The organism is Erythrobacter sp. KY5 (assembly GCF_003264115.1).
In the GTDB taxonomy this organism is placed as follows: Bacteria; Pseudomonadota; Alphaproteobacteria; order Sphingomonadales; family Sphingomonadaceae; genus Erythrobacter.
On the sequence record NZ_CP021912.1, the window covers coordinates 49,207 to 70,681 of the forward strand.

Genomic DNA, 21,475 nt, shown 5'->3' on the forward strand with positions numbered 1-21,475 from the left:
GCGGCTTCGAAAAAGAGGCCGACAGCAATGGCGGCCTGATTGGCGGCGTCCTTGACTGGTCGGTGCGCAACCGCTGGGCGGTCGTGCTTCTGGCACTCGGCGTGGCGATCTGGGGTGCGTTCAATCTTGCGAAACTGCCGATTGATGCGGTGCCGGATATCACCAATGTTCAAGTACAGATCAACACCGAAGCACCGGCGCTCTCGCCCCCACAGATCGAAACGCAGGTAACCTTCCCTGTCGAGACGGGCCTCGCCGGGATCGAGGGACTGGAAATGACCCGCTCGATCTCGCGCAATGGCTTTAGCCAGGTCACTGCGATCTTCGAGGAAGGCACGGATATCTATTTTGCGCGCTCGCAGGTGGAGGAACGGCTTGCCACGCTCGCCTCTTCGCTTCCTGCAGGTGCGGAGCCGTCGATGGGTCCGATTGCGACCGGTCTCGGCGAGGTGTTGATGTATACCATCGAATTCGAGCATCCGGGTGGAACGGATGCTCCGAACGGCGGCGCCATTGGCTGGCAGAATGACGGCAGCTTTGTCACCGACCGGGGCGAGCGATTGGACACGGAGGTGGCGAGAGCCGCCTACCTGCGCACGGTGCAGGACTGGGTGGTCGCGCCGCTGATGCGCTCGGCCGACGGCGTCGCGGGCGTGGATTCGATCGGCGGCTTTGAAAAGCAATATCTGGTGCAGCCCGACCCGGATCGCCTGGGCGGCTACGGTGTTTCACTCGACCAGTTGATTACAGCGCTCGAAGCGGCGAACCAGGCGGAAGGCGCGAACTTCGTCGAACGTGCCGGCGAAGCGCTCCTGGCCCGTGTCGATTCCCGGCTGAATTCGGTAGAAGACATCGAGCAGGCGGTGGTGACGACCCGCGAAGGCGTGCCGATCCGCGTAGGCGATGTTGCCACAGTCGAGGTTGGCGGTGACCTTCGCACAGGGGCCGCCTCGCTCAACGGCGATGAAGCGGTCGTCGGAACTGTCCTGATGCGAGCGGGCGAGAACAGCCGAACCGTTGCCGCTGGCGCAGCTGACAGGCTTGAGGAAGTTCGTGCATCGCTGCCTGCCGGAGTGGTGGCTGAGATTGTCTACAATCGGTCCACGTTGGTCGATGCGACCATCGCTACGGTTCGCAACAATCTGGTCGAGGGCGCCTTGCTTGTCATCGTCGTCCTGTTCCTGCTGCTCGGAAACATCCGCGCTGCCATCATTGCCGCACTGGTCATTCCTCTTTCGATGCTGATGGCAGCAATCGGGATGAACCGGCTTGGCGTATCGGGCAACCTGATGAGCCTTGGCGCGCTCGATTTCGGCCTGATCGTCGATGGCGCCGTCATCATTGTCGAGAACAGTATCGCCCGCCTCGCCCATAGGCAGGAGCTTGAAGGACGCTTGCTGACGCTGCGTGAACGCCTCGCGGAGACCCGCGCAGCAGCGCATGAGATGATCAAGCCGACCGTTTACGGTCAGGCGATCATCTTTCTGGTCTTTGCGCCTCTTCTCACCTTCACCGGTGTGGAAGGCAAAACCTTCACGCCCATGGCCATCACCGTCATGCTTGCCTTGGCTTCGGCTTTCATCCTGTCACTGACATTTGTCCCGGCGATGATCGCTCTCTTGCTGAACAAGAAAATCAACGAGAAAGAAGTGAAGACAATTCGCGTGGCAAAAGATCGCTATGGTCCATTGCTGCGCAAGGCCCTGGCCCGTCCTTGGCCGGTCATCGGCACCGGCGTCGGCGTATTTGCACTTGCAGCGCTGGTCTTCAGCTTCATCGGCAGCGAATTTACGCCGCAACTCGATGAGCGTGATCTGGCAGTGCAGTCATTGCGTATACCTTCCACCCCATTGGAGCAGTCGCTCGCCATGCAGCGCCAGGTCGAGGCGCGCCTCACACAATTCCCTCAGGTTGAGCTGGTGTTTTCTCGCACCGGCACGGCCGAGGTCGCAACCGATCCCATGCCGCCGAACATCTCGGATGCCTATTTGATCCTCAAGCCACGCGAGGAATGGCCCGATCCCTCGCTGTCCAAGGATGAACTCGTAAGCGAGATGGAAGAGGCTCTCGGTGGTCTTATCGGCAATCTCTACGAGTTCAGCCAGCCCATCGAGTTGCGCTTCAACGAGCTCATCGCAGGCGTTCGCGGCGATGTGGCGGTCAAGCTGTACGGAGATGATCTGACCGCCATGACTTCGGCTGCAAACGAGGTCGCCGCCGTGCTGCGCGGCGTCGAAGGCGCAGCCGACGTGAAGGTCCAGCAGGTCTCTGGCTTCCCGACACTCGATATCGCCTTCGACCGGCCTACTATCGCGCGCTACGGGCTAAGCGTCGAGGACGTGGCGCAGTCCGTTGCCATCGCGCTTGGCGGTCGCAACGCCGGCCTCGTGTTCGAAGGCGACCGCCGGTTCGATGTCGTCGTCAGATTGTCAGATGCCAATCGCAACGATTTCGACCAGCTCGGCACCTTACCGATTGTCCTCCCGAATGGTGGGAGCATTCCGCTTAGAGCCGTGGCCCAATTCGAGGTCATCGATGGGCTGGCCGAGGTCCGGCGCGAACAGGGGCGAAGACTGGTCATCGTATCCGCCAATGTGCGGGAGCGTGATCTTGGCTCATTTGTCGAGCAGGCCCAGTCCGAAGTGGCCGCAAACGTCGATCTGCCATCCGCGTCGTTTATCGAATGGGGCGGGCAGTATCAGAACCTGCAGCAAGCGCAGCAACGTCTACTGATCGTGGTTCCGCTCGCCTTCGCGGTCATCCTGCTGCTGCTCTACATGGCGGTTGGCGGATGGGTCTCGGCGTTAGCGGTGTTCAGCGCGATTCCGATGGCACTGGCTGGCGGTGTCTTCTTCCTGGCCCTGAGAGGCATGCCATTCTCGATCTCGGCAGCGGTAGGCTTCATTGCCTTGTCAGGCGTTGCGACCTTGAACGGTCTCGTCATGATAACCGCAATCAAGCAGCGGCTCGAAAAGGGTTTGGAGCTTGGTGAAGCGATTGTCGAAGGCGCAATTGCACGCCTCCGCCCGGTTCTGATGACGGCGCTCGTCGCCTCGCTCGGCTTCGTTCCGATGGCGCTTGCGACAGGAACCGGGGCCGAGGTGCAGCGCCCGCTCGCCACGGTTGTGATCGGCGGGTTGATAACGGCAACAGCGCTCACACTGTTCGTGCTGCCTGCCATTGTGAGCCTGATTTTCGCGGAGAAATCCGAGCAGGCAAAGGGTCACGGAGAAATGCCATGAGCGGCGATCACAAATTCGAGCTTGATAGTGCTGAAAAGCGGCGAACTCTGTGGATTGTCCTGTGGCTCAACGTCGCGTTGGCTGTCGGTTTCTTGTTCGTCGGATATTTTGCCGATTCTAACGCGCTTCTCGCGAATGGTCTCGACAATGCATCTGATGCTCTTGTCTATATCCTGAGCCTTTTCGCACTTAGCCGTTCTCGAGTGTGGAAGCGCAACGCGGCTCGCCTTTCAGGTGGCTTGCTCCTGTTGTTTGCCGCTGGCGTTATTGCCGATGCAATACGTCGCTTTCTGGAGGGGTCCGACCCTGGTGGCATCGAAATGATGGCTATGGCTGCGATCGCAGCCGTAGTGAACCTCATCTGCCTCCGCCTGCTTCAAAACCTCCAGCAGAAGGACGTCAGTCTGCGTGCCGCAACGACTTTTAGCTTCAACGATTTTGTAGCAAATGGCGGGATTATTGTCGCAGGGCTGGTCGTCACGCTTACTGGCGCGAATTGGCCAGATCTATTGGTCGGCATCGCTGTTGCCGGGATCGCGATCTATGGCGGGATCGATATCCTGCGCGATACGCACAAGGATAGGCATGAGGAAGCCGGCACGACCCACAGTTAGGGCAAGAGCAAATAGGAAGTGTGCCCTTGCTTCGGGGATTGATGCTGGCTCTCGCCTCGAGGTTTCTGGCGAACTGCAGCTTTACCAGCATCCATATTGCCTTACTGAACATGAATAGGTTCTCGGTCAGCGATACAACAAGCAATGATCTTTTTCATTTGCGCTTGAAGTTGGCATGAATGCCCGTAGCCTTCAAGACTATATCCAGCGAAAGGAAGGCCCGCTTTCACCCCCAATCCCAGCCATTTGGCAAAGGCCCTGAGTGGGTCGATTTCGGACTGTCTGGTCTTGGGCGCCGGATCTGGCGAAGCTGCCATTCGACGACTTCAGTGTTCTTGTCCGTTACCGACCAACTCAGGACATTCAACGCTGTTGATGTGAGCGTCAGCTTCTACGGGAACCCGCCGTTCAGGTCGGCAAACCGGCCGGCCGGCTAAGCGCCCCAGTCACCGCAGCCCTTGCGACCACCAATATTTCTCGAGATGGCCGCGATCTAGCCGGGCGCTGAGCGTAGGCCACGCATCGGCATGCTCCCTAAGATTGCGCTCGAGATCGGCGTCGAGCAACGCGACCTCCTCGGCCGTCATCATACCGCCGCCCAGTTCCATCACCGCGATTTCCACGGCACGGATCGAGCGGCGCGCCAGTTCCCAAGCTTCATCCTTCGTATAGCCGCCGAAATTGTCGAGCAGCAGTGACACCATCGTCGACATGACACCGACGCGCACCAAAGCCGGGGGATGGGTGCGCTCGATGGCGAACGGATCCTCCGGTCCGAACAGGTCCATCACCGAAAAGAAGATATAGGCCGTGGTCAGGAAGTACCGCATCCCGGCCTGGCGCTCCTTGAGGACATCGGCCCAACCTGCCACAAAGTCCGGACTGCCGAGCAGATATGAGGTGGCCCCTGCCGCCAGTGCGTCCGCGTCGCGCTCGAGGGCGCGGCTCTCGGCCAAGCTGGGCCGGCCGGAGCCGTCCGCTTCGGCGGTGAAGTTGCCCGTGTAAAGCGGCAGATGCCCGCCCGCGAGGTGCCCGATCTCATGCGCCATCAGGTAGTGGCTGGCGATGTAGGTGAGAAGGAACGACCTCACCATATTATCGTCGGTCATTCGGCTGTCGGCTTCGGCGCTAATATGCATCCAAGCTTCGCGGCGCGACCGTTTGGGAGGCTTCATCTCGTCGACTGGATCGGTGCCCTCGCTGAGAAACCAGAATAGCGGCTCGCTCGCCATGATTGCCGCGCAGAAATTGAGGATCGTGTCGAGCGCGCCCTCGGCGATGACGACGCAATACATGTCGGGTGAGCGGTAGCCCGCGATCATCGCGTTCACGACGCGAGCTCGCGTGATGCACCAAAAGATTGGGCGGTCGAGCACGAGCTGATGCGTGAGATTGCCGATCGCGTCCGACAACCCGAGCAGGCTCGGCGATACTGCCACCTGCCGCAGTTGATCAGCCGGGACGATCGGTGCAGCGAGCGCCTTGTTCTGGCGGAGAATCTTGCTTTCGACAGCGGCCCAATGCTGCTGCGGCAGATACAGCCGCGAGATCAACTCAAGTGTATTATCCTGAACCATGCGGGTAATTTAGGTCGCTTGGTCCTGAAGGAAAGGGAGGGCGTCGTGTGCCGCTAGTGTGAGCATCCGCTCTCGTCGAAAGCCGTCGTTCACCGTTCTTAGCGGATTGGCGGCTTCGTCCCAAAGTCGGCCGCCCGGGCAGATCAAATGGAATATCCGGCTTCAGGCAATCGGAAGAGATGCACGAATGTCCGAAATTAGGGCGCAAAGCGGACCTGACAGCAGTTTAAGCGAAGGTCAGGTTTTGGGCGTCACGGACTCAGTGCTCGATTTCCTAAATTGGGGTCGGAACCAGACGAACAACCTTGCCCGGAATTGACCTCAAGAGATAACGCGCGGCAACTGTTGTTGCCTAGCAAGTGTCGCATCTCATGCTAGTCTCGGCGGCATGAGTTTCATACAACTGCAGCGCGAGCCCGGCATCCATTATCTCGTGGGGCACCAGAACTTTCGCACATCGCCTGCTTTCGAACATCTACTTGAAGCGAAATGCGCCGTTCGCACAATCACGCCGGTAGGGGACATGGAAACATCACTGCACGTCCCGCTTTCAGACTTCGCGATGTTCCCGGCAGGTTCGCTTTTCGGACAGGGCAAAGCAGTGGCAGTGCGCAATCGCGACCGTCGCCGATCGCGTAGGACAATCCTGTTGGGCGATCAATTCGAGACGTGGGACGTCGACCGTCTGACACGTATCAAGGCGAAGAAGCTACTTCATCCCTATGATCTGACCATTCAGCATACCGAGAAGGTTTTCATCGACCAGATGGGGGCACCACGTCCGCTAGGTTTGATGCATAGCGAGCAGTTCCGGTTCATCTGTTCAGGCGTCAGCTTCCTGCTCGACACGTTATCGTTGCGATCGGTCACCTCACAGAAAAGCCTTGCAAGCATGTTTGTCGACGAGGCGGAAACCGGGATCGACGCGAGCGGTACTTATGTCATTACACCTCTGCGCCCATTTCAGAACGCCACCGCGACACTGCAAATCGCGCTTCTGCTGACCAATCCCGATATTGCGGACTATATTCGGTTCTTCTTCAGGCGTGTCGGATCCGCTTTGCGCGGCGAACCTATAGATTCCATGAGAGCCTGGACATTCCAGGACCCACTGGACTGCACTATCGAGAGCGAGCCGCTGTCCATCCAGCATGGCGGAAAGGAGAGGATCGTCGACTATTGCGACAGGATCGTCGCCGATCATCGCAAGCCGGCCTTCAAAGACATCGTGGTCCGAATTCGGAATACACGTGCCGATGAGCAGATCGAAATGATTGAAGAACTGCGCACGCGGGAAGAGAAGGAACAGTTGCGTGTTGCCTCCAGCACCAAGGTTAGGCGCTATCCGGCAGACAAGCGCACGGTCCGACTGGGGCGCATGGACGGGGAATTCGGGCGGCTGTTCCCTGAGTTCGCTAAGCTCAATCTGCGCTTCGACCGCGAGAGAGCCGAGACCGGCGATAGCCTCAGCCGAACCTCGGTGACCAAAAACGGAAGCACAAGGCCCGACTTTGTGAGCCCGCTTGCGTCTTCCACCCCGCCGGAGCTCGGTGGTACCGTTCCGCAGTTAAAAAGCGGCCCTGTCGAAACGGTCGTCTTCGAACGCCCCAACGTGGCTACGCGATTTCTTGCAACCAGCGATGCCCCAGGCCTCGAGCCTCTGATCATCAAGCTCGACGAGATGCCGCTTCTTATGCGCGAGTTCTATCTTGCAGGCTACTACATGGAAAAACATCGCTCGACTTCGAGCCTACCTGACTATGCGATGGAACGCGGCGAGGAGTTGCTCTTTAGGCTGCCGACCACTTGGGGTGGTTTCGCAGCTCCGGATAAGAAAGGCTTCGATCGCTACGTTGCCGCTTTCCCACTAGCCTTCGATCACGGCACCGTCTGGGCCATCGAAATCCTTAGAAACGATCCCAGAGAAATCTTCGCGATGGGCCTCGTTGCCCAGCTCGACCGGGAAGATGGCCTTAGCTTTCTCGGTCGTGCGCTTCGGAGCGTCTGCGACCGGGTCGGCCGACGGCGCGGCGGCGATCTGTCGGGCACCTTTCCGCGAGCCGACTTCGTTGACACACGGATCGACACCGTGGCGCACAAGCAGACAGTGTGGGACGCCAGGACGCTGTCTCAAATCATTCCCTCCCGTGCCGAGCTACTTCTCTCGCCCGAACGCAACTTCTAGCGCGCGTTTGAGGATCCGGGCCGTAGATAGGTGTCGAGAGCGTCACGAAGAGCGAATGGCGTTTGCACACCGGTTTCCTCGGGCACAATCCAGCTCGCCCACGCACGCGCTTCACCGCACAGGCCGACAAGCCCGAACGGCCAGCCCCTAAGTAGCCGCTCCACGCCGCGCATCGCATTATGTGCGGAGATGGTGGTCATCGCGCGGATACTGGGGGTTTTCGCCCTGTATTCAAATTCGAGCGTGCCGATCGATGGTTGCAAAGCATCGCGGACCCGGCTGCCCCAACCTCGCGATACAATCGCGCGGAAGAGCGCCAGCTCCATGGCGAAAAAAGCGATCGGATGCGTGCCGTTCAGATACGGCCACGCCACGGCACATCCGTCGAGGACCAATTCATTATGCGCCTGCAGTGTGAGAACGTTCGGATCGGCGGTCCGCGCTTCGAGCGTCGTCAGATCAAGAGCGCAGCGGTCGCAAAGTCGCATACCGCCTCTATGGGGCTGGTAGGGCGCACCGCAGTCGAGGCAAGCATCCATCAGTATTGTGCCGTGCCGTGTACATGTCGGAAACAGCCGCAAGCGCCAGGTCAGAGGAAGATAGGCCGTCTCTTCGGCCAGACACTGAGGACAAAAAGCCTGACCGTGCGCCTTCCGAATTCGGTGGCGCACACCGAGCGGTACGACCATGAAGGATTGGTTCGCGCCCGAGATGCACTCGGCGAGCACACCCTCATAAGCGCTTAGGGCAGTGCACCGTGCGCGTTCGAGCGGCACACCCGTCTTCACCGCCAGAGCTTCGATAAGCTCTGGCGGTGCGACGAGGTCACTATCCCTAGTCCAGAATTCGAGCCCAGGCACGAGTTCCTTCATCAGCGAATGGTGCTTGGTGCCCTTTGCCTCTGCGATACGGATCAGCCATGAGGTGATCGATTCCCGGGGCAAAGGGCGGGGACGGATATGCCAGCGGCTCACGCGGCCTCCCATTCTTTGTCCGTCTTCAGTTCAAGACGTTTTATCACGTCTTCGCTACGCTCGGACAGCGGCACCCACGCCATGCCCTCGATCGTTTTTGCATCGATCACTTCGCGGCCAGTCTGAATAGCCGTGCGCGCTGCAAGCAGCATGACGCGCCGGATATGGCCGATGACATGGTCGCCCATCTCAAGTATCGTTTCCACCAGCTTGGGATCAGCCACGATGTGCGAGACCTTGCGCAACGGCAACCGAACCTCGAGATTGTGAATGAGCACATTCGCCTCATCGCCGCGTTTCCAGGGCGGCAGGACGAGCTGCTCGAACCGCCGCTGCAATTGCGGTTCTTTGTTGAGAATATCGACGCCTGCCGGCGTACCGAACAACGCGACGCCGCACCCGGTATCCTCACCGATCGACTTGATCATGTTCTTGAGCGCCTCGCGATTGCGCGAAGTCCCGTTAGAAAGATCCTGGAACTCATCGATAATGAGAAGCTTTGTCTGCATCGCCCTCAGAACCGCATAGGCCATCGAGGTTAGATGCGACGTCGACCACGTCAGGTTGAAGGGCTCTCCAACATAGCGCAGGATCCGGATCGCGAACTCGCGCACCGAAGCCTCACCCGGCATCGAGATGCGAACCACGTCCGCACGATCAGCATCACCCAGTACGTTTGTCCGGATCGGATGCAGCGAAGCGAAATGTTTGGAGATCGTGCTCTTGCCATTGAAGCTTCGCCCAAAAATGGCGATGCTGTGTTCATGCGGCTCGGGCATCTTGAGGATCGCCGCAAGGCGATCCTCAATCTCCATCATGCGCGGATGGTGGATGGTCAGAGGCTGGCTGAGAAAGGCGAGGCGGGTCGCGGCATCCGCAAGACGCAGTTCTTCGATCGGTGTGGTGATGGTGGTCTGGGTCATTGTACGGCTCCGGAGCTGGGAAGAATGGTGATGGTGGCTGGGTCGATTTTCACGACCGGCGGCGGGGGAAGCGGCGATGTTTCAGGAGCGGGCAACCGGTACTGGCCACGCTCGCGCTTCTCGGCCTTCTGCGCGATCTTGCGCTGCTTGGCCCGCTCGAGTTTGGACGTCGGGTTGACGACCTTGCTGCGGCGCCTGGCCTCGGCACGCTCCTTCTCGATCAGACCGAGAATGCCACTCGCCGTCACCTGGTCACGCTTCTTGAGTTTCGCCTTGAGTGCGGCGCGCGCCTTTTCCCACTCGGCAACGGTAATCTCCTTGCCCTCGGTCAAAGCATCGCGCAGCTCGATGTAGCGCCCGTTACGCGGGTCCTCGACGAAGGCCCGGCTCACATCTGAAGGATCGCGCTTGACGTTGAAGGCTGTGCCCTTGGCGACGTTCAAGAGAGGCTGAAGCTCGCGCGCCGTGTAGCTGCAATAGCTCACGCGCAGACCGTACTTCTCCAGCTTGCGCCGCTCGGTCTTCAGAAAATCGAGGTAGAAGCCCTGCGGATCGTCGATTCGCCGAGGATCGCCATACTGGGCAACGCCGAGATTCCACTTCTCCGCCGGCGTCATCCCCAAAGCAGGATGGACGCGGTGGGGATACTCGCACACGAAGAACCGGACCATCGCTTCCAGATATTGCTTGAGCGTCAGCTCCGCCGTCTTGGTCGGATCGATCCGGTCCTTCTCCCGCCGCGTCTTGCTGAACAGCGTGTTCCCCGGCAGCTTGCGGGTCTCCTTCATCGCCGTCCCAATGAGCCGCTCGATAACGCCGCCATGATGTGGCTGAGAACGATGTGACAGGTCGATGCGCCACTTCTCGCACCCGCGATGAAACGATTTCGAGGTGAAATCACAGCCGCGATCGACGAAAACGGACGATGGGATACCGTACCACGGCCAGTCCAAGCCAAGGATTCCCATGGCCTGAAGCCAACCATCCTTCGGGAGGCAGGCGATCGCCATCGCCTCGGCGAGCTCCTCGACGCTCGGGTAGCCGAAGGTCACATGAATGCCTAGCGGAACCCTCGAAAACTCATCGACGACCATCGTGAAGGTTGGCCTGCCCAGCGAGATCCAGAGTTCCTCCGAAATGACGTGCAGATCGGCATAGGTATGGTCGATCTGCACCCTCTCGAGAGGGTACGTGCAGGGCGGGGTCGAACCCTTGTTGCGATCGTACTTGTCGGCCGCGGCCTGCGCGCCGTGCTTGTGAGCATAGCGCACCCGCTCGTCGAGCGCCTCCCACCGCCGCCGGATCGTCCGCTCGGAGGGAGCCTCGAGCCCAGCCTTGGCGCACGCCTTCTGGACGTTCTCGATGTAGACCGTAACCGGCTGACCCTTATAGCGTTTCTGCCTCAGGAACTTCTTCAGCTCGGTCTCGCCAACCTCTTCGACAGCCGGATCGAGTTTGGAATGCCAGATCCGCTTGGCCGGAGGCTTGAACAGCGCCATAGCATGCCCCGCCTCCTCGTAGTCAGTGAGCTTGCGGTAGAATTTGGCCGGTGACCAACCAAGCATGCGGGCAGCCTTCTCTGCGTTGTCGCGGGTGCGGTCGCCATTGCGGAAGCCATCGATAACGCAGGCCTCGAAGCGGATCTGCTTCCAGTCGGCCTCGCTGATATCGTCGAGCGAGAGCTTCTGGCCGGCACCTTGGCGCGCAACCGTGCTGATACTAGCCGCCGTCGGAACGACGTTCTTCTTCGTGTTAGACATTTTAACGTACTCCATCTTTGAGAAAGTGGAGCACGAACCGGAAAGATGCGCGCGATCCTCGCCAGACGCGAGCGTTCGCGCTTGACTTGGGGCGGCTTTTCGGAGACAACGAGAGTGTTGAGGGATCTCGTATCCCGAAAAGGCCTGGTTCTTCGGAGCCAGGCTTTTTCCGTTTCGTGCTTATCGAGTTTTGATTGCAGGCATTCTTTTTCTTACATTGGCATCTCCTCATCGATCGCGTGCAGCCAGTCGGCTACATCTTTGGTGAAAGCAAAGGTGCCGTTCCGACCAGGCAGCTTGAAGACCCGCACTCCTACACTTCCGCGCGCCTTGGCCTTGCGAAAAGCGGCGGAGCTCGGAAAGCCCAAGGATTTCCAAAGCGCTGAGCCCGTTAGAAACGGACCCGAACCAGCGAGCAATTGCTCTGCCAGTTCAGTGCCAGACGTCTTCGAAGCCATTGTATCGCAATTCCTTTGTGAAACGACTTTCGCCGATTGGCGTGCATGTCACGGACGCCACGCTTGTCCAAGCGACGATTATCAGGCCAAAATCGTCGCTTGACTTGGCCGCGAATCGAAAAGCGATGGGGAACACGAAGAAGCCACGAACCGAATGGATCCTGACCAGATGGATCATGGCCTGTGTCGACTTCCGCGCGACTCCGGAGGATGCCGAGTGGATCAGGACCGACCTCAACTGCAGCAAGGATTCTTTGAGGCAGTATCGCATAGGCGAACGCCGCATCCGGTCAGATGTCGAAAACTCTGTTCTTGATCGCCTGGAGACACGCTTTTCAGGAACGGCTGCGATGCTTCGCGGACCAATGGCGCAGATCCTTATGCGGCGAGACCTTCCGAATGGAGCGCTCCGACACACGATCAGGCAGCTGCCGGACCCGTATCGCACCTTGCTTCTAGCGCTCGGCTACGGAGCAGATCGAAGCGAAATTGACCCAGGTGTACAGCTAGGTGCGGTGCTGGATTACTTGCTTCAGGCGACGTCTTTCGAAACTCTCCAGACGGTCGTGTTCATGCTCGCTTGGTGCGATGACATCGGCGACACAGTCTCCTGGACCACCATCTGCGAAAGGCATCGCGCAGCGCTTCCCAACATGATCTTCGAAGGGATACCCGTGCATCACTTTGCGCTGCTCGACGCGATCGACGAATACGCGCGAACCATCGAATTCAAACACGGACGGCGCATCCGTACGAAGCGCAGTTGGCGGACGGCAGTCGCGAAAGCAAAGAAGATCCGCAAGGAGGGCGGTGTTGCGGTGCAGGAGCATTGGGAGGATGTGCCGAAGGTGTTCGCGATCCGGACAAAGTCGCGCGCGGACGAAAACCCAGACTGAGCGGTCGCATGAGCCAGAAGCTGCTTCTACTTTAGCGCATGAAGACTCTTTTACGCGGTCCCCGGTCCAAGACGGTGTCGTCGCTCCACTCGTTGGTGATGTCGAACCAGAGCTCATCCCGAGCACAAAGATGCAACACCGTCGATATGACCTCACCTCTCGCGAAACCGAACCTTTCACCGTGGAAGATCGTGGATCCCAGTGTCGCAGGAAATTCGCCGAGCCTGCCCGATAGGATCAGATCGATCAGATCGCCATCGGGCTTATAGAAGGCACGGTCGGTGATCGCCTTTGCGTTCGCCAAGCCTTTGGCGGCGATCGTCTCGTCGGTCGCCACAAGAAACGAGCAATCGGTCTGTTCGCGGCACCACTGCATCATGGCGATATGAGCTCGTCCGGGAACTGAGGCGCCTCCAGCCTCCACGATGCGGTCAGCCTCTCGACGTTCTTTGACCTCGACTATGTAGCGATAGCGCCGCCCTTCCCGATCATTGATCTCGACGAGGTAATCGGGCGTGTACGTCCGCGTTTGTTCGTCTACGAGATCTATGAACTCTATCGAGAAGGGCTCCCATGCGATGTGTTGCACCTCATTTGCGAAATCGCAAAGTTGGACGAATCCATGCTCGATCGACGACTGGAAGGCGACGGTTTTCCCGGTTTTTCGCAGGCGATAGAGGCCAGTTTCCGCACTCACCCGGGCGGGAATTTCGCTTTTGCGCGAGGGAGTTAAGCGGACGTGGTCAACTAGTCTCATCGACTATGTCCACGCCAATTCGGGCGAGCAAGAATTGCCACCCAGTCTCAAAACTGAGCCGATCTCTGGGCGAAAAACACCCGATTGAGTCGCACATGTTGAGGAAATTATCAGGGGGCCTGAAGGTGCGCCCCGGCGAAGTGAGCCTTGCGCATCTGGGCGTGCTCTTCCTTGACGAGCTTCCCGAATTCCAGCGCCCCGTGCTCGATTCGCTGCGCCAGCCGCTTGAGACGGGTCAAGTCGATGTGGCGCGCGCCAACGCGCATGTCACTTTCCCCGCGCAGGTGCAGCTTATTGCCGCAATGAACCCTTGCCGCTGCGGTTATGCGGGCGATCCGGTCCAGGGCTGCAATCGCTATCCGCGATGCGCAGGCGACTATCAGGGTCGGCTATCGGGACCCTTGCTCGACCGGATCGACCTGCATGTCGAGGTGGCGGCTGTCAGCGCGATGGACATGGCACTTCCGCCTCCTGCCGAAGGCAGCGAGGAAGTTGCAAGAAGAGTGGCAGCAGCGCGCGCGCTCGCCACCAAGCGCGGCGTTCGCTCCAACGCAGAGCTTGAGGGCGATGCGCTGGAAACGCATGCCTCACCCGATGACAAAGGGCGCGCGCTGCTGATGCGGGCGGCAGAAAAGCTCAGGCTCTCAGCGCGAAGCTATACCCGCATGCTTCGGGTCGCGCGCACTGTCGCCGACCTTGCGGGATCGGGGCAGGTCGGACGGGTCCATATCGCGGAGGCGCTTTCCTATCGTCAAACGATAGGCCGCTGATCGTTCCTCGCACGTGACTTTTGCGCGGCATATAGCCAATGGCGAAGGCATGGACTTTTTCGACCCCCAGTGGCTGATTTATCTCGGCGCAGCGCTGCTGCTCCTCGCCTATGGCATCCGCGACGAGTTGCGATTGCGCATGCTGATCGTCGTCTCGACCTTCGTATACATCGCCTATTACTGGCTGTTGCCCACAGGCCCGCTGTGGGACCCGATCATCACGAGCTTCCTGTTCGTGGCGGTCAACTTCTGGGTGCTCGGACAGATTGCCCTTGAACGCACGACCTTTCGACTGAGCGACGATGAAAAGCTCCTGTTCGACGCCTTCGACACGCTGACGCCCGGCCAGTTTCGCCGTGTGCTCGGGCTCGCGCAATGGCACCGTGCCGACGATCCGGAAGGCACATTGCTGACCCGCGAGGACGAACCTTCGAATGCGCTTTTCTACATCTTTGAAGGTATCATCTCGGTCGAGAAGCATGGCCGCCGCTTTCGCCTGCCCGAGGACAATTTCGTGGGCGAGGTCGGCTATGTGCTCAATCGCAAGACCACGACCACCGCAGTTGCCCCCGAGGGTGTGCGATATGTCGAGTGGGATGCGGATGCATTGCGCAGGCTCTCTCGCAAGTACCCAACTCTTGGCAATGCGCTGAACGCGCTGCTCACCCGCGATCTCGCCAAGAAGCTCAACACTTCCTACCGCCCCGACGATGCCATGCCCGCGACCGAGGCGTCGGTCGAACTTCTCGAAGCTGTTGACTAAATCCTTAGTTCCGCGACATATCATGCTAAATGATAGTGGGGACTGTTAAATGGAACTTGAAGCTAGACTTGAGGCGTTGGGCGAGAAAATCCGTAAGCACGCTGAAATCCTCGAAACCGAAGAAGCTGCGAAGTTTGCTTTAGTAAATCCGTTTATAGAGGCTTTGGGTTTTGATTTGTCCGATCCTAGCCAGGTCGTACCCGAATTCACATGCGATGTTGGTGGAAAGAAGGGCGAGAAGGTTGACTATGCGCTGAAGATCGCTGGGGAGGTTGCCATTCTTGTCGAATGCAAGGCGACCCGGTCTGACCTGAACCTGCGTCACGCGTCACAGTTGTATCGCTATTACGGTGCTTCAGATGCGAAGTTTGCGGTGCTCACAAACGGTGTGATCTACAAGTTCTTCAGTGACCTGAACGCCGCCAACAGAATGGACGATGAGCCTTTCCTGATGGTCGATCTTTGCAACCTGTCGAAAAGCGATGTGAGAGAGATCGCAAAATTCCAGCGCGAGGGGTTCGATGCAGAAGCGGCCGCAGAAGCAGCCGCCAACATGCAGATGCAGAGCGGCGTGCTGGAAGTTCTGACGCGCGAGTTAAACGAGCCATCGGACAAGATGATCCAGCTCGTCGCATCGCAGGTTGTCGAAGGCCGCCTTTCGCCTGGCATAAAGAGCGCAATCGCGCGCCACATCCCGAACGCCTTCAACGCAATGATCCGGGCAAAGTTGGACGCTAAATGGACCTCCGCGATGCGCGAAGAACCAGACGCCGAGCCGGCAAGCGCATCTGAAATCGAAACGACCCCCGAGGAAATAGAAGGGTTCAACATTGTACGCTCTATCGGATCCGAACTGGTTTCGCCCGACCGGATCGTGATGCGCGATTCAAAATCCTATTGCGCAATTCTGCTGGATGACAACAACCGTAAACCGATCGTCCGGCTTCGGTTCAATTCACCGACAACCAAGCACCTTGGAATCTTCGATGCAGACAAAAATGAAGAGTTTCTTCCGGTCGAAAGCCCGGTCGACATCTTCAGCGCTAAAGCTGCGATCCTCGACCGCATTAGGTTGATGATGAATTAGCTCGCTTCAAACTCGCGCACGACCTCAAGAAACGACCCGCCCCAGGTGTCGAGCTTCTTCGCTCCGACACCCTGTATCTCGCCCAATTGCGCAAGGGTGCCGGGCCTGCCCGCAGCCATGGCGCGCAGCACGCTGTCATGGAAGATGATGTAAGCGGGAACCCCATTCTCCTTCGCGAGCGAGGCGCGTTTTGCCCTCAGCGCATCGAACAGCGGATCGCCAACCGGGTTGGGTATGGCGCTGCCACGTCCACCGCGCGACTTTTTCGCAGGTGGCTCAGTCATGAGCACGGCCTGCTCCCCTTTAAGAACGTCGCGCGCAGCAGGGCCCAGCGCCAGCCCGCCATGCTCGGTGGTTGTCAGCATGTCATGGGCCGTCAGGTTGCGCAGCACTGCGCGCAGCAGGGGAGCCTCGGCCTGATCGAGAATGCCGAACACCGAAAGCTTGTCGTGCCCGCGTTGCTGGACCCGCTCATCATCCCGGCCAAGAAGCACGCGCTCGACATGTCCGATGCCAAAGCTCTGCCCGGTGCGATAGACCGCGCTCAGCAATTTTTGCGCGGTGGTCGTCACGTCGAGGACTTTGGGAGGGTTAAGGCAGGTGTCGCAATTGCCGCAAGGCTCACGCAGCTCATCGCCAAAATGCTTGAGGAGGATCTGGCGGCGGCACTGCGCTGTCTCGACCAGCCCGGCCAGCGCATCAAGCCGCGCGCGCTCCGACTGCAAGCGCGCTTCGCCAACGTCGCCGAGCCATTGGCGCGCCTTGGCAAAATCGCTCGCAGACCAAAGCATGAGGGTTTGCGCCGGATCGCCGTCGCGGCCCGCGCGGCCGGTCTCTTGGTAATATGCCTCGATCGACTTGGGCAGCCCGGAATGGATGACGAAGCGCACGTCCGGCTTGTCGATCCCCATGCCAAACGCGATGGTCGCGACCATCACCATGTCTTCCGATTCGACGAACCGCGCCTGTGTCGCCGCGCGCTCTTCGGGCGGGAGACCGGCGTGATAGACACCCACCGGGCGGCCTGTCTGCTCAAGCTTGGCGGCAAGGTCCTCGCACCCTTTCCGGCTGGTCGCATAGATGATGCCCGCACCCGGCGTGCGTTGGATGAAGTCGGAGATCTGTTTCGTGCCGCCCTGTCGCGGCTGGATCGCGTACCGGATGTTGGGCCTGTCGAAACCCGCCTTGATAAGGCCCGCATTGGGGATGCCGAGCTGTTTGAGAATATCGGCGCGGGTCACCTCATCCGCTGTCGCGGTAAGGGCGAGGCGCGGGACATGCTCGAAATGGTCGAGCATCCCGCGAAGCTCGCGATAATCGGGGCGGAAATCGTGCCCCCACTCGGACACGCAATGCGCCTCGTCGATTGCGAAAAGCGAGATGTTCGCTGCACTCACGAGCGACTGGAAAGCAGGCGTGTTGACCCGTTCGGGCGCGACATAAAGGAGGTCGAGCGCCCCATCGCGCAGGGCCTGTGCGGTTTCAACCTTGTCCCCATCCGCCGATGTCATCGACGCTGCGCGAATACCGACAGAGCGCGCGGAACGGATCTGATCGTGCATCAGGGCGATGAGCGGGGAAATGACAATCGTGGTGCCATCGCGAATGAGCGCCGGTATCTGGTAGCACAGGGACTTTCCCGCCCCTGTCGGCATCAGCGCCAACGTGTGCTCCCCATTGAGGATGCGCGTGATCACCGCCTCCTGCTTCCCGCGGAAACCGGTGAAGCCGAACACGTCTTTCAGGATTTGGGCAGGATCGGTCCGTGCGGAGGGGGTCACTGGCTTTCTCGGGAGTGAGGGACTCGGGGGTGAGGGGCTCGGGATGCGGGGCTCTTACTCCTCGCTAGAGGTACATGTCCTTGCCCACCAGTCGGCGTAGCTCGAATTCCTCACCATTTTTCGGTTTTCATCAGGAGCGCCATCGCTCCACCATACCGGCCCGCGTTCTCCCAAGGCGAGTTTTGCCTCGTGAACCTTGGCCCGCGCGGCTTTTTCCGCATCGCTATCGCCGGCACGTTTGGCAGCGCCGACCGCGCGCCGCGCGTCCATCAGCGATGCGACCAGCCGCTCTCGCTCGCCTTCGGGGAGTTGGGGATTGGCCGCGCGCCACAGGCGACCGCGTACGATGATGTAGCGGCCATCGGGTGTGCGCGGCGGTCCTTCGGGATCAGCCAGCGGCGGCCTTGCGCGCTGCCTCGATGTCGACGATATCGCCGCGCACCGTACCCTTGCCCGGAGTTGCGGTCGAACCGTCGGCGCGCTTGCCAAGGTCTTCTCGGCGGGTCAGCCACAGGTCTTCATGCGTGAGCACGCGGCCATCATGCGCGAGAATTGAGACCGGCCCGATCGGCAGGCGGTCCTTTTCATCGACCAGCACGGGGTCTTCGGTCACCATCTCAGCGCCGTATTTCTGGCCCCACTGACGCAGCGCGATCATCGCTGGCAGCAGATCGAAGCCCTTTTCAGTAAGGCGATATTCGATCTTGCGACGGTCATCGGCACACGGTTCGCGCTTGAGGATGCCGTGATCGACCAGCTTCGCCAGACGGTTGGAGAGAATGTTGCGCGCAATGCCGAGTTCGCTGAGAAATTCTTCGAAATGCTTGAGCCCGTTAAAGCTCGCTCGCAGAATCATGAACGACCAGCGTTCCCCCATCACTTCAAGCGCTTGCGGCAGACCACATTCGATCAGCTCGCGCAGCGGTTCTCTAATATCGCCCATATCAGTCCTTTCCCTGCAACCTATTTAGCGCGATTTGCGCCAATGGCAAAATCGGGAGCGATTTGCCGCCCAGGGAGCGTGGAAAACCGGTGCCGAGAATAATTTGAGTTTCTAGTTGCAACCTGAAACCTAATCGCATAGGTATTGATTCGCAACTGGTTTCGAATCGAAACTGTGCACCGCAACAAAACACTATTTCAGGTCCCCACAACTGAAAAGGATTATCGTGATGAACCTCTCCCTCCCCCGCGCAAGCCGCATCGCAGTTCTCGCTTCGGCCATCGCCTACACCTCGATGACCTTTGGCATGGCAATCGCCACCCCCGTGGCTGCACAGGGCGGCGCTTACTACACCGCTACCCTCGCCCAGCCGGCTGGCGACGACCGCGCTGTCGCTGGCGGCGTTGCATGGATTTGCGAAGGCAATACCTGCGTCGCGAACAAGGGCAGCTCGCGCCCGTCGCGTATCTGCCGTGGGCTTGTCCGTGAATTCGGTGAAGTCACCAGCTTCAAGGTCGAAGGCGAAGATCTCGACGAAGCGAAGCTCGCACGCTGCAACGGCAACTAAGCCGACCGCACACACATCCCCGATCGCCGGGCCGCTCCTCTCCTCTTCGTGAGGTATCCTCCCCTCGCGGCCCGTCGATCTCAATCCGACATGGCTCCAAACCTCCGGTCGGAAAACTCAAGAACCCCGGCGATGCCTCCCCAACGGCTTCGTCGGGGCTTTTTGTTTGCTGTCAGAGAAAACCGGCGCTGACCAGTTGCTGCTCCAGCGCGTTCGCATCGGTGAATACGTAAGCATCCCAGCCACGCTTCCGGGCGGCTTCGACATTGGCGGGGTTGTCGTCGGTGAAGAAAAGCGCATCGCCCGACCGGCCCGCGCGCTGCTCGGTTATCTGGTAGATACGCGGGTCGGGCTTGGCGATCTGTTCGGCACCGGAGACGACGATATCTTCAAACAGGTCGAAGATGGCATGTTCGCGGCGGAACTGGTCGAACAGCTCAACTCCAAAATTGGTAAGGCTGTATAGCGGTACGCCAGCCGAATGCAGGCGCCTGACAATCGCGTGCACGCCCTCGACCGCATCAGGAGCGCTTTCATTGAAACGCGCAGCATAGGCAGCGATGCGCAGCGCCTGATCGGGATATTCGGCCATGCGCGCCGGCAGCATCTCACCAAGGGGCACGCCGCGATCGTGCTGGAAGTGCCATTCTTCCGTTACGACATTGGCCAGGAACCAATTAAGTTCAGCCTCATCCTCGATGAGCTTTTCGAACAGGTTGCGAAGCTGCCAGTGGAACAGCACGCGGCCGATGTCGAAGACGACCGCCTTGCCTTGAATGTCTGCGCTCAAGTGTGATGCCTCGTGTTACAGGAACCCACAAACGGCTGCGGCCCGCTCTCCTGTCGGAAGGCGGGCCGCTGCGTTTCTTCGACCATCCGTTATCGGACAGTCGGCCAATCCTATGGCTTAGCCCTGGCGGGCTTTAAAGCGGCGATTGGTCTTGTTGATGACATAGGTGCGCCCACGACGACGAATGACGCGGCAATCGCGGTGGCGGTTCTTCAGCGACTTGAGGCTGTTGCGGATCTTCATTTTCGGCTTCCCGGTAATAAAACAGGCACCGGAGATGGTCTCCGATACCGGAAATTCAAGGCGCGCCACTACCTGTGGCCCTGTGATTCGTCAACCTTCACCGCGCAATTGAGACAATTTCCTCTCCCAGGCGAGCGCGTGGGCGATAATCGTGTCGAGATCGTCGTGCCGGGGCTGCCACGGCAGGGTCGCACGAATTCGCGATGGATCAGAAATAAGCGAGCCGGGGTCGCCTGCACGGCGGCCTTGCATCCGGCGGTCGATCGTCTTGTTGGTGACCCGGTCCACCGCATCCAGCACTTCGAGCACCGAAAAGCCTCGGCCATAGCCGCAATTCATCTTCAGCGAGCGCTCAGGCTCCGCCATCAGAGCCTCAAGCGCCAGCACATGCGCCGCCGCAAGATCGCTGACATGAATGTAATCGCGCACCCCCGTTCCATCAGGTGTGTCGAAATCAGTGCCGAAAACTGCAACGCTGTCACGTTTGCCAAGCGCAGCCTCAACCGCGACCTTGATGAGGTGCGTCGCGCCCGCGGTCGATTGGCCGGTGCGCGCCTCTGGATCGGCGCCTGCCACGTTGAAATAGCGAAGCGCACAGAAATTGATCGGATGCGCAGATGCAGTGTCGGTCAGCATCTGCTCGGTCATCAATTTCGACCAGCCGTACGGATTGATCGGAACCTGCGGGGTGTCCTCGCGCACCGATGACACATCAGGCACGCCATATGTCGCAGCGGTTGATGAGAAGATGAAATGCGCAACACCCGCTTTCACCGCAGCTTCGATCAGCGTGCGGCTTTTCGCCGTGTTGTTGTGGTAATATTTGAGCGGGTTCTCGACGCTTTCGGGCACGACAACCGAGCCTGCAAAATGCATGATCGCGCGCGTACCCTGCTCCGCGAATATCCGGGCGAGAAGCTCGGTGTCCTCGATATCGCCTTCGTAGAACGAAACCGTGTCGGGCACTGCGAAACGGAACCCGGTCGTGAGATTGTCGATCACTGCCACAGGCCAGCCGGCATCAATCAGTGCCAGAACAGCGTGGCTGCCGATATATCCTGCCCCGCCGGTTACCAAGACGGGAACACGACCCGCCACGTTTTCGTTTGTATTCATGTGCGCGCGCTTAACATGCGCTCTTTAA

General features: G+C 59.5%; 19 protein-coding genes and 1 pseudogene. 8 read left to right on the forward strand and 12 right to left on the reverse strand.

The features are described 5' to 3' along the window. Nucleotides 1-35: 35 nt before the first annotated feature. Nucleotides 36-3,242: an efflux RND transporter permease subunit gene (locus tag CD351_RS00245; RefSeq protein WP_162627774.1), complete on the forward strand. Its 3,207-nt coding sequence runs from the start codon at nucleotides 36-38 to the stop codon at nucleotides 3,240-3,242. Further along, complete coding sequence (locus CD351_RS00250) at nucleotides 3,239-3,856, forward strand: cation transporter (RefSeq protein WP_111990774.1); 618 nt, start codon at nucleotides 3,239-3,241, stop codon at nucleotides 3,854-3,856. The genes CD351_RS00245 and CD351_RS00250 overlap by 4 nt, the downstream gene beginning before the upstream one ends. 446 nt (nucleotides 3,857-4,302) lie before the next feature. Here CD351_RS00250 and CD351_RS00255 read toward each other — a convergent pair whose 3' ends face one another. After that, nucleotides 4,303-5,433: a hypothetical protein gene (locus tag CD351_RS00255; protein ID WP_111990775.1), complete on the reverse strand. Its 1,131-nt coding sequence runs from the start codon at nucleotides 5,431-5,433 to the stop codon at nucleotides 4,303-4,305. Nucleotides 5,434-6,082: 649 nt separating this feature from the next. Between CD351_RS00255 and CD351_RS00260 the strand changes: the two genes are divergently transcribed. Beyond that, nucleotides 6,083-7,618, forward strand: coding sequence for a hypothetical protein (locus CD351_RS00260; RefSeq protein WP_162627543.1), 1,536 nt, complete (start codon nucleotides 6,083-6,085; stop codon nucleotides 7,616-7,618). Here CD351_RS00260 and CD351_RS00265 read toward each other — a convergent pair. The 4 genes from CD351_RS00265 to CD351_RS00280 all read right to left on the reverse strand — a co-directional run bounded on the left by CD351_RS00265 (nucleotide 7,615) and on the right by CD351_RS00280 (nucleotide 11,733). Continuing rightward, entirely contained in the window at nucleotides 7,615-8,592 is a 978-nt protein-coding gene (locus tag CD351_RS00265; RefSeq protein WP_162627544.1) for a TniQ family protein, read from the reverse strand. The genes CD351_RS00260 and CD351_RS00265 overlap by 4 nt on opposite strands. After that, nucleotides 8,589-9,515, reverse strand: a complete 927-nt coding sequence (locus CD351_RS00270; protein WP_111990778.1) for a TniB family NTP-binding protein — start codon at nucleotides 9,513-9,515, stop codon at nucleotides 8,589-8,591. Before CD351_RS00270 ends, CD351_RS00265 begins: the two co-directional genes overlap by 4 nt. Next, nucleotides 9,512-11,275, reverse strand: coding sequence for a Mu transposase C-terminal domain-containing protein (locus CD351_RS00275; protein ID WP_162627545.1), 1,764 nt, complete (start codon nucleotides 11,273-11,275; stop codon nucleotides 9,512-9,514). Before CD351_RS00275 ends, CD351_RS00270 begins: the two co-directional genes overlap by 4 nt. A gap of 212 nt (nucleotides 11,276-11,487) precedes the next feature. Further along, nucleotides 11,488-11,733, reverse strand: a complete 246-nt coding sequence (locus tag CD351_RS00280; protein ID WP_111990780.1) for a hypothetical protein — start codon at nucleotides 11,731-11,733, stop codon at nucleotides 11,488-11,490. Nucleotides 11,734-11,858: 125 nt separating this feature from the next. Here CD351_RS00280 and CD351_RS00285 point away from each other — a divergent pair, with 125 nt between their 5' ends. Continuing rightward, entirely contained in the window at nucleotides 11,859-12,629 is a 771-nt protein-coding gene (locus tag CD351_RS00285) for a hypothetical protein (RefSeq protein ID WP_162627546.1), read from the forward strand. Nucleotides 12,630-12,660: 31 nt separating this feature from the next. On the opposite strand, the gene CD351_RS00290 is transcribed toward CD351_RS00285, so the two are convergent. Next, on the reverse strand, nucleotides 12,661-13,326 hold the full coding sequence (locus tag CD351_RS00290; RefSeq protein ID WP_111990782.1) for a TnsA endonuclease N-terminal domain-containing protein: 666 nt from the start codon (nucleotides 13,324-13,326) through the stop codon (nucleotides 12,661-12,663). Nucleotides 13,327-13,496: 170 nt separating this feature from the next. Between CD351_RS00290 and CD351_RS00295 the strand changes: the two are divergent. From CD351_RS00295 to CD351_RS00305, 3 genes and pseudogenes are all read left to right on the forward strand, one after another. Further along, a pseudogene (locus CD351_RS00295) lies at nucleotides 13,497-14,156 on the forward strand (ATP-binding protein); the annotation flags it as partial. A 49-nt stretch (nucleotides 14,157-14,205) separates the two neighbouring features. After that, entirely contained in the window at nucleotides 14,206-14,919 is a 714-nt protein-coding gene (locus CD351_RS00300) for a Crp/Fnr family transcriptional regulator (RefSeq protein ID WP_111990783.1), read from the forward strand. A 49-nt stretch (nucleotides 14,920-14,968) separates the two neighbouring features. Continuing rightward, nucleotides 14,969-16,006, forward strand: a complete 1,038-nt coding sequence (locus CD351_RS00305; protein ID WP_111990784.1) for a type I restriction endonuclease — start codon at nucleotides 14,969-14,971, stop codon at nucleotides 16,004-16,006. On the opposite strand, the gene recQ is transcribed toward CD351_RS00305, so the two are convergent. From recQ to CD351_RS00320, 3 genes are all read right to left on the reverse strand, one after another. Then, nucleotides 16,003-17,787 (reverse strand): DNA helicase RecQ, encoded by a 1,785-nt coding sequence (gene recQ / locus CD351_RS00310; RefSeq protein ID WP_111990785.1) that lies wholly within the window; start codon nucleotides 17,785-17,787, stop codon nucleotides 16,003-16,005. The genes CD351_RS00305 and recQ overlap by 4 nt on opposite strands. A gap of 54 nt (nucleotides 17,788-17,841) precedes the next feature. Beyond that, nucleotides 17,842-18,057 carry a hypothetical protein gene (locus tag CD351_RS16060; RefSeq protein ID WP_369880596.1) on the reverse strand — a complete coding sequence of 72 codons (216 nt, stop codon included), beginning with the start codon at nucleotides 18,055-18,057 and terminating at the stop codon, nucleotides 17,842-17,844. A 118-nt stretch (nucleotides 18,058-18,175) separates the two neighbouring features. Continuing rightward, complete coding sequence (locus CD351_RS00320; protein ID WP_111990786.1) at nucleotides 18,176-18,730, reverse strand: helix-turn-helix domain-containing protein; 555 nt, start codon at nucleotides 18,728-18,730, stop codon at nucleotides 18,176-18,178. A gap of 229 nt (nucleotides 18,731-18,959) precedes the next feature. On the opposite strand from CD351_RS00320, the gene CD351_RS00325 reads away from it, so the two are divergent. Beyond that, on the forward strand, nucleotides 18,960-19,298 hold the full coding sequence (locus CD351_RS00325; RefSeq protein ID WP_111990787.1) for a hypothetical protein: 339 nt from the start codon (nucleotides 18,960-18,962) through the stop codon (nucleotides 19,296-19,298). Between the two features lie 172 nt (nucleotides 19,299-19,470). Here the strand turns inward: CD351_RS00325 and CD351_RS00330 are convergent, their stop codons facing one another. The 3 genes from CD351_RS00330 to galE all read right to left on the reverse strand — a co-directional run bounded on the left by CD351_RS00330 (nucleotide 19,471) and on the right by galE (nucleotide 21,447). After that, a complete protein-coding gene (locus tag CD351_RS00330) occupies nucleotides 19,471-20,088 on the reverse strand; it encodes an HAD family phosphatase (protein WP_111990788.1) in 618 nt (205 codons plus the stop codon). Between the two features lie 117 nt (nucleotides 20,089-20,205). Further along, on the reverse strand, nucleotides 20,206-20,331 hold the full coding sequence (ykgO, locus tag CD351_RS00335) for a type B 50S ribosomal protein L36 (RefSeq protein ID WP_007165381.1): 126 nt from the start codon (nucleotides 20,329-20,331) through the stop codon (nucleotides 20,206-20,208). 90 nt (nucleotides 20,332-20,421) lie between these two features. Then, nucleotides 20,422-21,447, reverse strand: a complete 1,026-nt coding sequence (gene galE, locus CD351_RS00340) for a UDP-glucose 4-epimerase GalE (protein WP_174214211.1) — start codon at nucleotides 21,445-21,447, stop codon at nucleotides 20,422-20,424. Nucleotides 21,448-21,475: the final 28 nt, after the last annotated feature.

What these genes read in the sequence shown, in the direction of transcription:
- CD351_RS00250 (WP_111990774.1), top strand. Translation starts at nt 3,239, where the DNA reads ATGAGCGGCGATCACAAATTCGAGCTTGATAGTGCTGAAAAGCGGCGA.
- CD351_RS00255 (WP_111990775.1), bottom strand. Translation starts at nt 5,433, where the DNA reads ATGGTTCAGGATAATACACTTGAGTTGATCTCGCGGCTGTATCTGCCG.
- CD351_RS00270 (WP_111990778.1), bottom strand. Translation starts at nt 9,515, where the DNA reads ATGACCCAGACCACCATCACCACACCGATCGAAGAACTGCGTCTTGCG.
- CD351_RS00275 (WP_162627545.1), bottom strand. Translation starts at nt 11,275, where the DNA reads ATGTCTAACACGAAGAAGAACGTCGTTCCGACGGCGGCTAGTATCAGC.
- CD351_RS00280 (WP_111990780.1), bottom strand. Translation starts at nt 11,733, where the DNA reads ATGGCTTCGAAGACGTCTGGCACTGAACTGGCAGAGCAATTGCTCGCT.
- CD351_RS00285 (WP_162627546.1), top strand. Translation starts at nt 11,859, where the DNA reads ATGGGGAACACGAAGAAGCCACGAACCGAATGGATCCTGACCAGATGG.
- CD351_RS00300 (WP_111990783.1), top strand. Translation starts at nt 14,206, where the DNA reads ATGGACTTTTTCGACCCCCAGTGGCTGATTTATCTCGGCGCAGCGCTG.
- CD351_RS00305 (WP_111990784.1), top strand. Translation starts at nt 14,969, where the DNA reads ATGGAACTTGAAGCTAGACTTGAGGCGTTGGGCGAGAAAATCCGTAAG.
- CD351_RS16060 (WP_369880596.1), bottom strand. Translation starts at nt 18,057, where the DNA reads ATGGACGCGCGGCGCGCGGTCGGCGCTGCCAAACGTGCCGGCGATAGC.
- CD351_RS00320 (WP_111990786.1), bottom strand. Translation starts at nt 18,730, where the DNA reads ATGGGCGATATTAGAGAACCGCTGCGCGAGCTGATCGAATGTGGTCTG.
- CD351_RS00325 (WP_111990787.1), top strand. Translation starts at nt 18,960, where the DNA reads ATGAACCTCTCCCTCCCCCGCGCAAGCCGCATCGCAGTTCTCGCTTCG.
- ykgO (WP_007165381.1), bottom strand. Translation starts at nt 20,331, where the DNA reads ATGAAGATCCGCAACAGCCTCAAGTCGCTGAAGAACCGCCACCGCGAT.
- galE (WP_174214211.1), bottom strand. Translation starts at nt 21,447, where the DNA reads ATGAATACAAACGAAAACGTGGCGGGTCGTGTTCCCGTCTTGGTAACC.